Origin of the sequence: Nitratireductor sp. GCM10026969, assembly GCF_042660605.1 — a bacterium.
In the GTDB taxonomy this organism is placed as follows: Bacteria; Pseudomonadota; Alphaproteobacteria; order Rhizobiales; family Rhizobiaceae; genus Chelativorans.
Genome location: NZ_JBHSUM010000129.1, coordinates 1 through 11925, shown reverse-complemented (window position 1 = coordinate 11925; position 11925 = coordinate 1). Strand labels below are relative to the sequence as shown.

The 11925-nt window shown below is 65.5% G+C and carries 13 protein-coding genes and 2 pseudogenes; 4 read left to right on the top strand and 11 right to left on the bottom strand.

Translation table 11 applies throughout. The features are described from left to right. The 10 genes and pseudogenes from ACFP9U_RS19550 to ACFP9U_RS19505 all read right to left on the bottom strand — a co-directional run. Nucleotides 1-330, bottom strand: a pseudogene (locus ACFP9U_RS19550) (hypothetical protein); the annotation flags it as partial. 5 nt (nt 331-335) lie between these two features. Then, on the bottom strand, nt 336-788 hold the full coding sequence (gene tolR / locus ACFP9U_RS19545; RefSeq protein WP_378624025.1) for a protein TolR: 453 nt from the start codon (nt 786-788) through the stop codon (nt 336-338). After that, nucleotides 788-1516, bottom strand: coding sequence for a protein TolQ (gene tolQ / locus ACFP9U_RS19540; RefSeq protein ID WP_378624024.1), 729 nt, complete (start codon nt 1514-1516; stop codon nt 788-790). Before tolQ ends, tolR begins: the two co-directional genes overlap by 1 nt. Before the next feature lie 232 nt (nt 1517-1748). Next, entirely contained in the window at nt 1749-2213 is a 465-nt protein-coding gene (ybgC, locus tag ACFP9U_RS19535) for a tol-pal system-associated acyl-CoA thioesterase (protein ID WP_378624023.1), read from the bottom strand. A 109-nt stretch (nt 2214-2322) separates the two neighbouring features. Then, complete coding sequence (gene ruvB / locus ACFP9U_RS19530) at nt 2323-3363, bottom strand: Holliday junction branch migration DNA helicase RuvB (RefSeq protein ID WP_322453024.1); 1041 nt, start codon at nt 3361-3363, stop codon at nt 2323-2325. 333 nt (nt 3364-3696) lie between these two features. After that, on the bottom strand, nt 3697-4317 hold the full coding sequence (gene ruvA, locus ACFP9U_RS19525) for a Holliday junction branch migration protein RuvA (RefSeq protein ID WP_378624021.1): 621 nt from the start codon (nt 4315-4317) through the stop codon (nt 3697-3699). Next, nucleotides 4314-4829: a crossover junction endodeoxyribonuclease RuvC gene (gene ruvC / locus ACFP9U_RS19520; RefSeq protein ID WP_378624019.1), complete on the bottom strand. Its 516-nt coding sequence runs from the start codon at nt 4827-4829 to the stop codon at nt 4314-4316. Before ruvC ends, ruvA begins: the two co-directional genes overlap by 4 nt. Nucleotides 4830-4895: 66 nt before the next feature. Next, on the bottom strand, nt 4896-5429 hold the full coding sequence (locus tag ACFP9U_RS19515; RefSeq protein ID WP_322453029.1) for a DUF1465 family protein: 534 nt from the start codon (nt 5427-5429) through the stop codon (nt 4896-4898). A gap of 329 nt (nt 5430-5758) precedes the next feature. After that, nucleotides 5759-7402, bottom strand: coding sequence for an acyl-CoA synthetase (locus ACFP9U_RS19510; protein ID WP_378624017.1), 1644 nt, complete (start codon nt 7400-7402; stop codon nt 5759-5761). Between the two features lie 51 nt (nt 7403-7453). Next, complete coding sequence (locus ACFP9U_RS19505; protein ID WP_378624026.1) at nt 7454-8227, bottom strand: sulfite exporter TauE/SafE family protein; 774 nt, start codon at nt 8225-8227, stop codon at nt 7454-7456. 161 nt (nt 8228-8388) lie between these two features. On the opposite strand from ACFP9U_RS19505, the gene ACFP9U_RS19500 reads away from it, so the two are divergent. The 4 genes from ACFP9U_RS19500 to ACFP9U_RS19485 all read left to right on the top strand — a co-directional run bounded on the left by ACFP9U_RS19500 (nt 8389) and on the right by ACFP9U_RS19485 (nt 11631). Next, entirely contained in the window at nt 8389-9051 is a 663-nt protein-coding gene (locus tag ACFP9U_RS19500) for a thiamine phosphate synthase (protein WP_378624015.1), read from the top strand. Beyond that, the gene (locus tag ACFP9U_RS19495; RefSeq protein WP_378624013.1) at nt 9048-10049 is read left to right on the top strand and encodes an SEL1-like repeat protein; all 1002 of its coding nucleotides are present in this window, start codon (nt 9048-9050) and stop codon (nt 10047-10049) included. Before ACFP9U_RS19500 ends, ACFP9U_RS19495 begins: the two co-directional genes overlap by 4 nt. 187 nt (nt 10050-10236) lie before the next feature. After that, complete coding sequence (gene efp, locus ACFP9U_RS19490; protein ID WP_322453034.1) at nt 10237-10800, top strand: elongation factor P; 564 nt, start codon at nt 10237-10239, stop codon at nt 10798-10800. A 36-nt stretch (nt 10801-10836) separates the two neighbouring features. Continuing rightward, nucleotides 10837-11631, top strand: coding sequence for an inositol monophosphatase family protein (locus tag ACFP9U_RS19485; RefSeq protein WP_378624011.1), 795 nt, complete (start codon nt 10837-10839; stop codon nt 11629-11631). Here ACFP9U_RS19485 and ACFP9U_RS19480 read toward each other — a convergent pair. Continuing rightward, nucleotides 11603-11925, bottom strand: a pseudogene (locus ACFP9U_RS19480) (hypothetical protein); the annotation flags it as partial. The gene ACFP9U_RS19485 and the pseudogene ACFP9U_RS19480 overlap by 29 nt on opposite strands.

The following is an 11925-nucleotide window of genomic DNA, read 5'->3' as shown; positions in this document are numbered from 1 at the left end:
CGGCGCCGATGTCGGCTGCGCGGCCTGCTCCACCGGCCGCGCCTTCGGCTCCGGCGTCGGCGGGGCGTCAAGATCGGTATCCGCCTCGCCCACCGTCTGCGCGTTCTCCACCGGGTCCGGCCGCTGGGTCGGCATCGGGGCCGGTCGTTTCTCGGCCGGAGCCTCCTTCGCGCCTTCCTGTACCTGCGTGAGATCGCCGACGGGAATGATGTCGACCGGCAACGCCTCGACATCGGCCACTTCATAGGCACGCGGTCCCGACAGCGAGAAAAGCCCGACGCCGAGGAGGATCGCATGCAAGGTGACCGATGTGGCGAGACCGGCCTTCATGGAAATCAGCTGTCCTGTTCCTGGAGCGTGACCAGACCGAGATTGCGGAAGCCTGCGGCCGAGATGCGCGCCATCACGCGCATGACCGTTCCGTAGTCGGCCGCCCTGTCGCCGCGCACATAGATGCGTTCATCGTAGCCGGCCTGGGCGATCGCCTGAAGCTTCGCCACCACCTCGTCGATCGGGACTTCCGTTTCCTGCAGGTAGATACGCCCTTCATTGTTGACGGAGATGGTGATCGGCTGGGTCTCGGAATTCAGCGCCTCGGCCCGGGTCTCCGGCAGATCGATCGGCACGCCCACCGTCAGCAGCGGGGCGGCGACCATGAAGATGATGAGCAGCACCAGCATCACGTCGACGAAGGGCGTGACGTTGATTTCCGACATCAGCGCGTGCCGGCGCCCGCGGCGCCTGCGCCCGTTACCGCCCCCGCGGGCGGAGGCCACCGACATCCCCATCAGGCGTACTCCTCTGCCCTGGCTTTCGGCGCCACCTTCTCATCGATTTGCCGCGAGAGTATGGCGGAAAACTCGTCGGCGAAGCCCTCCATGCGCGCGCTCAGCCGGCCGGCGTCCGCCGTCAGCTTGTTGTAGGCGATGACGGCGGGAATGGCCGCGAGCAGGCCCATGGCGGTGGCCAGCAGCGCCTCGGCGATACCCGGCGCCACCACGGCCAGGTTGGTCGATTTGGAGCCGGCGATGGCCTGGAAGGAGGTCATGATGCCCACAACCGTGCCGAACAGGCCGATGAAGGGAGCGGAGGAACCGATGGAAGCAAGAAAGCCGAGGCGGCCCTCGAGGCGTTCCATCTCGCGCGCCAGCGCCAGGTCCATCGCCTTGTCGACGCGTGTCTGCAGGCCGAGCGGCGAGCGCGCACCCTTTTCGAACGACTTCTTCCATTCGCGCATGGCGGCAACGAAGATCGAGCCCATGCCGCTGGTCTTGCGTTCCGAAAGCGTACGATAAAGCTCTTCCAGCGACTGGCCAGACCAGAAAACCTGCTCGAAACGGTCGAGCGCGACACGCATGCGCGCATAGGCGACCAGCTTGTCGACGATGATCGCCCAGGTCCAGATCGACGCCCCGAGCAGGCCGATCATGACCAGCTTCACCACCCATCCCGCTTGCCAGAACAGCGCCCAGATGGACAGATCCCCACCCGGCGCGGTGAGCGCTACACTTTCCATGGATAAACGTCCTCGTAAAATCTGGGCAGCATCTCTGTGCCGTTCCGTCCGCCCGCGCGCCTGCACCACTTCGCGGAAGCCGCAGTGTCCCCCGCGGGCCTCAGCGCGCCTTTTTCCGTTAAAATTTGGTCAAAGGAAGGCGCGAAGAGGCCCCGTGGCACCATGAAGCTTATGGTCCTTCATGGTTAACGTGGTGTTACGGAGTCGCGAATATTTGCACGGAAGTCCCGTTTTACTCGGGCTGGCGCAGAAACGCCGCCGCCCATTCCCTGGGGAAGCGCCGTGGCTTGCCCGACGCGCCGATGATCGCCGCTTCCACGTTCGCCGCGACGAGCAGTTCCCCCTGCCGCGTCAGTTGTTGCACCATGAAGATGCGCGCGCCGGAGATCCGCTCCACCCTCGTGTCGACCGTAATGATGTCGTCTATGCGCGCGGGCTGGCGGAAGTCGATCTCCATGCGCCGCACCACCCAGGAAAGCTTCTCGCCATGCTTGCCGTCGGCAAGCTCCGTGTGATGCACGCCGGCCAACCGCAGGAAATCCGAGCGCCCTCGCTCTAGGAATTCGAGATAGCGGGCGTGATAGACCACACCGGTGAAATCCGTGTCGGCGAAATAAACCCGCGCCATCAGGCGATGGCCTTCAGACGTCAGAGCGCCGCTGAGGCCTGCCGTGAGATCGTCGCCGCGATCGGTCATGCACCGTTGCCCTCCGATTGACCCGTTCTGCGGTGGGGCCGGTTCAGGCATCGATCCTCGAATCCATGCCCGACCACCGACAATCCATCGGCATCAACGGCAACGCGCACTATTCCTCCTCCTGGAACAGGCTGATCTGCGCCTGGGTGATCTCCCGCGGCGCCTCCAGCCCCAGATGCTTCCATGCCCTTGCGGCCAGCACCCGCCCGCGCGGCGTGCGCTGGATAAAGCCCTGCTGGATGAGATAGGGCTCGATGATGTCCTCGATGGCGTCGCGCGGCTCCGAAAGCGCGGCCGCGATGGTCTCGATGCCGACCGGACCGCCGCCGAAGTTTTCCACGATCATGGTGAGATAGCGCCGGTCGAGCTGGTCGAGGCCGAGCGCATCCACTTCCAGCCGCGACAGCGCGTCGTCGGCGACCGGCCGCGTCACCTTTTCCGCCCCCGCCACGGAGGCGAAATCGCGCACCCGGCGCAGAAGCCTGCCGGCAATGCGTGGCGTGCCGCGGGCGCGCCGGGCGATCTCCTCGGCACCGTCTTCCGTCAGCGGCAGGCCGAGAATACGGGCGCCGCGCGTGACGATCGCCTGCAGTTCCTCCACCGTGTAGAATTCGAGCCGGACGGGAATGCCGAAACGGTCGCGCAGCGGCGTGGTCAAAAGGCCGAGCCGCGTCGTCGCCGCCACGAGCGTGAACTTGGCGAGATCGATCTTCACCGAGCGCGCAGCCGGCCCCTCGCCGATGATGAGGTCGAGCTGGTAATCTTCCATGGCGGGGTAGAGGATCTCCTCCACCGCCGGGTTCAACCGGTGAATCTCGTCGATGAAGAGCACGTCGCGCTCTTCCAGGTTGGTGAGCAGCGCGGCGAGATCCCCCGCCTTGGCGATCACCGGGCCCGATGTGGCGCGGAAATTGACGCCGAGTTCGCGCGCCATGATCTGCGCCAGCGTTGTCTTGCCGAGTCCCGGCGGTCCAACGAAGAGTACATGGTCCAATGCCTCGCCGCGCCCGCGCGCCGCCTCCACGAAGACCTTCAGGTTCGCCCGCGCCGCCTTCTGCCCGACGAACTCGCCGAGCGTCTGCGGCCGCATGCCGGCATCGACATCCTCGCCACGCTGGTCGGCCGAGATGAGGCGGTCGGCCTCGCTCATGTGAGAAGCTCCATTCCAGGCACCGATTCATCGTCACGCGTGAAAAGTCGGACGACCACACCGGTATCAACGCCGAGCACGCAGGCGCTCGTATCTTTCCGTTGCGGCTTCGGCAATCGACTCGTTCATATCCTCGATCGACACCGCCTTGCGGACCGGACCGTACAAGGTCCCGGCGAGATCGAGCACACTCCTGTTTTTCGGCACAAGCACGATCTTCCCGTCGACAATTTCATAGCCGGCGCTTCGATTCCCATTTCCTTGTCCCCGGCCGGGCCACTTACCATCCAATAGTAAGGAACACCGCGCTTAACAAGGAAGATCCCAGGCCCCTTACCGCGCCAACTCCTTCAATCCCAGCCGGATCAGCGTTCCGGCATCCGCCCCCTCGCCCGCCGTCTTCAGCGCCGCGGCCACTGCGTTGGCGGCCATGTCGCGCGAATAGCCGAGATTGGCGAGCGCCGAGACCGCGTCTGCGACCGGCGCCGGCGCCGCGTTTTCGCCGAGGTCCTGCTTGAGCCCGATCGTCTGCGCCGCCTCCCCGGCATAGGCGGGCGCCTTGGTCTTCAGTTCCGTCACGATCCGCTCGGCCACCTTGCGGCCCACGCCCGGCGCGCGGGCCACCATGGCCGCGTCCTTGAGCGCGATGGCGTTGGCGAGTTCGGCCGGGGAAAGCGTCGACAAGACCGACAGCGCCACCTTGGCGCCGACGCCCTGGACGTTGTTCTGCAGGAGCCGGAACCATTCGCGCTCCAGCGCGCTCCGAAACCCGTAGAGGCGGATCATGTCCTCGCGCACATAGGTCTCGATGAACAGCGTCACGGCCGTCCCCACTCCTTCGAGCGCGGTGAGCGTGCGAGCCGAACAGTGCGCGACATAACCGACCCCGCCCACGTCGACGATGCAATGATCCTCGCCGATCTCGTCGACGATGCCCTTCAGCTTGCCGATCATTTCAACGCCTCAAGGGCAAGGCGAGCGGTCGCGGACTGCCGATGATGGGCGTGGCAGATGGCGATGGCGATGGCGTCCGCCGCGTCGTCGGTGTCGAAACGCGCCCTGGGCAAAAGCACCTTCACCATCATGTGGATCTGCTTCTTGTCTCCATGGCCGACGCCGATCACCGCCTTCTTTACCGCGTTGGGCGCGTATTCGGCCACCCGCAGCCCCGCGCGCGCCGGCACCAGCATGGCGATGCCGCGCGCCTGGCCGAGCTTCAGCGTGGCGGCGGCGTCCTTGTTGACGAACGTCGCCTCCACCGCCGCTTCCTGCGGCATGTGCGCATGCAGCACGTCTGCAAGACCGTCGTGGAGCTGGCAAAGACGCGAGGCGAGGTCGGCCTTGTCGTCGGAGCGTACGGTCCCGGCATGCACGAAGCGCAGCGAATTGCCCAGCGCCTCGAGAACCGCCCAGCCGGTGCGCCTGAGCCCCGGGTCGATGCCGATGATGCGAATCGCTTCTGCCATGGCCACACCATAGCTACGGCCCGCACCAATGCCAGCGCGAAGCACCGTCCGTGCCGCGTTTGGCGATCAGTTCCGGCCGAAGGCCGTTTGCAAGAGCGTGATCTGATCGGAGACGGGATTGAAGGCGAAGGTCTCGTCGACCGGCGGCTCCGTGTCCGCGCCGCCGTAGATCGCCTCGTCCATGCGCCGCACCAGCGCCTCCAGGCGCAGGGACCGCCGTACCAGACTGCGGAAGGTTTCCGGGAGTTCGCTCCAGCCGGGCGCGTCCGCCTGCGACGAGGCCGTGTCGAGCCGCACCTTGGCCTTTTCGGCCGCGACCTGCTCCCGCGTCATCTCGCCGGAATTGGCCGCCCGTTGCAAGAGCAGCCAGGAGGCAAGCTGCATCAGGCGCGTCGTCAGCCGCATGGACTCGGCCGCATAGAGCCCGGCCGCCACGCGCGGCAACGTCTTGGCCGCAACCCTGCCTTCGCCGTCGAGATATTCGGCCGCCTCTTCAACGAGCCCCATGCCATCGTTGTAAAGCGGCTTGAAGGAATCCGTGAAGATCCGCCTTTCAGCCAAGCTGACCGGATTCGCGGCACCCGTACTCCCGGTGATCATCCGTGATACGCCCCACCAAGTTTCAACGGCACCGGGGGAGCCCCGATGCGCTATATGTCTGTCCACGTCCCGCGATGGAAAATGCCTTTCAAGGAACCCGAAGGCAAGCCCCCGCTTAACGAACGGTTAACAGCAGTTGGGGACAAAAAAAGAGCCGCGGATGGCGGCTCTCAGGAGTTTAACAGGGAGGCGTCAAACAGAATGGCTCCAGCCACTCGGTAAGAATCCAGATCACTGGATACGCACAGTAAACGCACGTAAAGCTTAACAAGCTCTTAACGAACACCGGATTCTTTGATTAAAAAACGCCTTTCGATGCGATTTTTCCCCTAGAGCGACTTGGCCTGCTCGCGCAGTCGGAACTTCTGTATCTTGCCCGTGGAGGTCTTCGGGATCTCGGCGAAGATCACGTGCCGGGGACATTTGAAGGCGGCCAGGAGCTGCCGGCAATGGGCGATGATTTCCTCCGCGCTCGCCTCCCGCCCCGGCTTCAGTTCGACGAAGGCAACCGGGGTCTCGCCCCATTTGTCGTCGGCGCGCGCCACCACGCCGCAGGCGGCGATTGCCGGGTGCCTGTAGAGCGCCTCCTCCACCTCGATAGACGAAATGTTCTCGCCGCCGGAAATGATGATGTCCTTGGACCGGTCCTTGAGCTGGAGATAGCCGTCCCGGTGCAGAACGCCGAGGTCGCCGGAATGGAACCAGCCGCCGGCGAAGGCCTTCTCCGTCGCCGCCTTGTTCTTGAGATAACCCTTCATGACGATGTTGCCGCGGAACATCACCTCGCCGAGCGTCTCGCCGTCGGCAGGCACCGGCCGCATGGTCTCCGGGTCCATGACGGTCAGATCCTCGAGCGCTGCGTAGCGCACGCCCTGGCGTGCCTTGCGCGCGGCCTGCCCCGGCCCGTCGAGACCGTCCCATTCCGTATTCCACTCGTTCACCACGGCCGGCCCGTATGTCTCGGTCAGCCCGTAGAGATGGGTGACGGCGAAACCGGCCTCGGCCATGCCCGCCAGCACGGCTTCGGGCGGCGGCGCCGCCGCGGTGTTGAAGATGACGGTCTGCGGGAAGGTGCGCTTGTCCGATTCGTCGGCATTGATCAGCGTGGACATGACGACCGGCGCGCCGCACAGATGCGTCACGCGATGGTCGGCGATGGCATCGTACATGGCCTTTGCCCGCACCCAGCGCAGGCACACATGGGTGCCCGCCTGCAGGGCCAGCGTCCACGGGAAGCACCAGCCGTTGCAGTGGAACATGGGCAGCGTCCACAGATAGACGGGATGGCGGCCAAGCCCGGCATGGATGGTGTTGGAATAGGCCATCAGCGTCGCCCCGCGGTGATGGGAGACCACGCCCTTGGGATTGCCGGTGGTGCCGGAGGTGTAGTTGAGCGCGATCGCGTCCCATTCGTCATCCGGCATAGACCAGGCGAAATCCGGCTCGCCCGCCTCGACGAAGACGTCGTAATCCTCGCTGCCGATGCACTCCCCCTTCGGATACGGCGCGTCGGCCGGATATTCCGGATCGTCGCAATCGATCACCAGCGGGTTCACCCTGGCTTTCGCCAGCGCCTCCTTCATCACCCCCGAGAACTCGCGGTCGACGATGACGACCTTGCTGTCGGCGTGGTCGAGCTGGAAGGCAATGACGGCCGGGTCCAGCCGCGTGTTGATCGAGTGCAGAACGGCCCGCGTCATCGGCACGCCGAAATGCGCCTCCAGCATGGGCGGCGTGTTCGGCAGCATCACCGAGACCGTGTCGCCCTTGCCGATACCGCGCCGGACAAGCGCCGAGGCCAGCCGCCGGGCGCGCTCCCAGAAGAGGCTGTAACTGCGCCGCAGCCGGCCGTGGATGACGGCCGGATGGTCCGGAAACGTCATCGCCGCCCGCTCCAGGAACGTGATCGGTGTTAGCGGCTGGAAGTTGGCCGGATTGCGGTCGAGATCCTGCTCATAGGGGTTCGTGCTCAACGTGTTTCCTCCCTCCACGTCGTGACGATTTTAACCACAGGCGGGTTCGTCTCACCAGTCCCAGAGGCTCGCTACGCCGTCATGGATGAGCTTGAGTGAAATGATCAGCATCATTGCGTACATGAAAGGGTAGAAGACCTGCGGCTTCATGCGCTTGACGACCCACACCCCGGCCAGGGTCGCGAGCGGCGCGAGCGGTGAAAGCACAAGCGAGGCGGTGAGGTTCGTGGCGTCGAACTGGCCGAGGGCGAAATAGGGAACGAGCTTCACGGCATTGACGACGGCGAAGAAGACGACGCTGGTGCCCGTATAGACCCGAGGATCGTGCTTCAGAGGCAAGGCGTAGATCTGGTAGGGTGGCCCGCCCGCATGCGCCACGAAGCTGGTGAAGCCGGCCACACCGCCCCAGAAGAATCCCTTCACCGGCTTCTGCGGTGCCGCGCGCTCGCCGGTGAAGAGCTTTTGGCGCACCCAGCGCAGGAAGAACAGGAGCGTGATGACGCCGACGATCAGCCGCACATGGCCGTCGGTCACGACGGCCGCCGTCATCCAGCCGATGGTGATGCCGACGAGCGCGCCCGGCAGCATGATGGCGAGCACCCGCCGGTCGAAATAGCCGCGCCAGGCCCACAGCGAAACGACGTCCATGACGATCAGGATCGGCAGCAGGATCGCGGCCGCCTGCACCGGCGGCACCACCAGCGCGATCAAGGGAACGCCCAGCAATGCCATGGCCCCGCCGAACCCGCCTTTCGACAGGCCGACCAGAATGACGGCCGGAATCGCGGCCATGTAGAATAGCGGATCGCCGAGAATGGGAGTCATGCTCAAGAAGGATCAACGTTTCGGCCGACATAGACCGCGCGCCGCCGCTTGACGAGGGGCTGGATGAAGAATCCAAGATCCTTGTCGCCCGCGCGCCCCTCCGCTATGCCGCAATCAGACCAAAATGGGCGGCCAGAAGGAGAGCCGGGCAATGGAAATCCATGAGTGAAACCAGCACACCCAACCGCTGCCGCCTCGTGCTCATCGCCCCGCCAACGGGCGAGGGCATGCTCGAGCGCGTCGACAGCGCGCTTGCCGGCGGAGACGTCGCTTCGCTCGTCATTCCCGCCTACGGCGCCGACGAAGCAGCCTTCCAGGAACATGCGGAGCGGCTGACCCGAATGGCGCAGGCCCGCGGCGTTGCCGCCATTATCGCGGGCGAGCCGCGCATGGCCGCCCGTGTCGGCGCCGATGGTGTCCACATCGAAGGAACGAAGGCGGAGCTTGCCGAGGTGATTGGCAAGCATCAGGCCAAGATGATGGTCGGCTGCGGCGGAGCGAAGAACCGCGACACCGCGCTGGAACTCGGCGAGACGCAGCCCGATTACATTTTTTTCGGTCGTTTCGGCTATGACGGCAAACCTGAGCCGCACCCGCGCAATCTTGCGCTGGGCGAATGGTGGTCGCAGTTGGTGGAGATTCCCTGTATCGTGCTCGCCGGCGCCGATATCGCCTCGGTGGACGATGTCGCGCGGACCGGTGCGGAGTTCGTCGCCCTGGGCAACGCCGTCTTCGCCGCCGGCGCCGATCCGGCGCAAATGGTCGCAGAGGCAAATGCGCGGCTCGACACGCACGCACCGAGATTGGACGATCTGGCGAAATGAAGCCAAAGCAGTTCCCGCCCATCCGCCTCGTCGTCTTCGCGCTGGCCGCAGTCGTGGCCTGGTCCGCCGCCCCCGCGCAGGAGGTGGACGGGACGGAAAGCGGCGCCGAGGAGCAGCAGGAGGCTCCCTTCGAGCTGAAGCGGCCCACCCTGGAGAACGTCGATCCCCGGCGCTTCGGTAAACGGGAGGATGCCGCCTTCGGCGCGTTTCAGCGCGGCTACTACCTCACCGCCCTGAAGCTCGCCCGTCCGCGCGCCGAGGCCGGCGATCCCGCCGCGCAGACCCTGATGGCGGAGATTTATGCCCGTGGGCTGGGGGTCGCCAAGGACGTGGAGAAGGCGGCTGAACTGTACGCCGAGGCGGCCAAGCAGGGCATACCGGAAGCGCAGATGCAGTATGCGCTGATCCTCATCGACGGCAGCCTCGTGGAGAAGGATCCCGAACAGGCCCTGACGCTGATGCGCAGCGCGGCGGAAGCCGGCGAGCCGCTCGCACAGTTCAATCTTGCGCAGATGATGATGGAGTCGGGCTCCTCGGTCGACGAGGCGGTGAGATGGTACGAGCGCGCCGCCTCAGCGCGCCTGCCCGACGCGCAATATGCGATGGCGCAGATCCATACGCACGGCGTCGGCCACAAGCAGCAGGACGAAGCCGAAGCGCTCCGCTGGCTGCGCAAGGCGGCGCGCCAGAACTACGACACCGCCCAGCTCGACCTCGGCACCTGGCTGGTCGAGGGGCGAGGCGGAAAGGCCGATCCGAAAAAGGGCTTCGCATGGCTGAAGCGCGCGGCCGAAAGCGGCAACGTCGCCGCCCAGAACCGTGTCGCCAAGCTCTACCGAGCCGGCATCGGCGTCGAACCCGACCCTGTGCTTGCTGCCGCATGGTATATCCTGGCCCGCCGCGCCGGTCTGGAAGATCCCGAAATGAAGGACTTCATGGCGGGGCTCACCGACGAAGAGCTGAAGGAAGCCGTCGAGCGGGCCAATCGGCTGCGGTGAGCGAAAACAGGACAACGAGAGCCCGCTTGCTTTTGGTCGGCGCTTTTTTCATTGCCGCACCGGCCGACTGCCTCGCCCCACTCGCCTACTCCCCTGATCGCCGCGTCTTGCCTACACACCCGTTTTATGTTCTTGGAAGCTCCGGCCCGCGCCTGCGCGACGCACGAACACATCAGGACAGGTCAGGATGAAGATCAACGGCAATGAAATCCGGCCCGGAAACGTCATCGAGCACAATGGCGGTCTCTGGGTGGCTGTGAAGACCAACCACGTCAAGCCCGGGAAGGGCGGCGCCTACAATCAGGTCGAGATGAAGAATCTCATCGACGGCACGAAGCTCAATGAGCGCTTCCGTGCCGCCGAGACGGTCGAGAAGGTGCGCCTGGAGCAGAAGGAGTTCACCTATCTCTACGAGCAGGGGGACGCCCTGGTCTTCATGGATTCGGAAACCTACGAGCAGCTCGAGCTGCAGAAGGACTTCGTCGGCGACCGTGCCGCCTTCCTGCAGGACGGCATGACCGTGACCGTCGAGCTCTATGAGGAAAAGCCGATCGGCATCTCCCTGCCGGACCAGGTGACGCTGGAGATCGCCCAGGCCGACCCGGTGGTGAAGGGGCAGACGGCGGCCTCCTCCTACAAGCCCGCGGTGATGGAGAACGGCGTGCGCGTGATGGTGCCGCCCTTCATCAGCTCCGGCGAGAGGATCGTCGTCGATACCAACGAAATCACGTATGTGCGCCGCGCCGACTGAGGGCGCGCGCCATCCCAACCACGCATAGGATCGTTCATGCCGCGTTCGGCCATCATCAATGTCATGGTTCAGGCCGCCATGAAGGCGGGACGCTCGTTGGCGCGTGACTTCGGTGAGGTGCAGAACCTGCAGGTCTCGCTCAAGGGGCCGGGCGACTACGTCAGCCAGGCCGACCGCCGCGCCGAGGAAATCGTGTACGCAGAGCTGTCCCGGGTGCGCCCGGGCTATTCGTTCCTGATGGAGGAGCGCGGCGTGGTGGAAGGCGACGATCCCCAGCATCGCTGGCTCGTCGACCCGCTCGACGGCACCACGAACTTCCTGCACGGCATCCCCGTCTTCGCCGTTTCCATCGCGCTCGAGCGGCAAGGCCAGCTCGTGGCCGGCGTCGTCTACAACCCGGTCATGGACGAGCTTTATACGGCCGAGCGCGGCGCCGGCGCTTTCTTCAACGACCGGCGCATGCGCGTCGCCGCCCGCACGCGGCTGTCGGACGCCGTTCTCGGCACCGGCATTCCGCATCTGGGCCGCGGCAATCACGGCCAGACGCTCCTCGACATGCGCAACGTTATGGGCGAGGTATCGGGCATCCGCCGCCTCGGCTCCGCTTCGCTCGATCTGGCCTATGTCGCGGCCGGACGTTTCGACGGCTTCTGGGAAGACGCGCTCTCGCCATGGGATATCGCCGCGGGCGTCCTGATGATTCGCGAGGCCGGCGGCTACGTTACCGACAGGAGCGGCAATCACGATGTCCTCGAGGCCAGTTCGATCGTCGCCGGCAACGAAACGATCCACCGCGCACTCCTCAAAGCGCTTCAGAAGAAGCCCGCCTGACCCTTCCTGCCGTGGTCGCGTATTGCCGGCCCGAAGCCTCGATGGCATCGCCCGTCGTTTCGGGCGGCCTCCAGCCGAAGACCTGCATGAAATTTGAGGGATCGACCGTCAGATCGCCCAGCAGGGTCTCGGCGAGTTGTCCGCGCCCGGCGGCGCGCAAGCCAAGCCGCATGATGGACGGCGGGAAGGGCAAAAGGCGCGGCGGCCGGCCCATTCCCGCCCGCAGCCGGGTGAGGATCGTGCGCAGCGAAACCTGCTCGCGGTCGGCGATGTCGTAGGTGCCGCTGCCCCGGC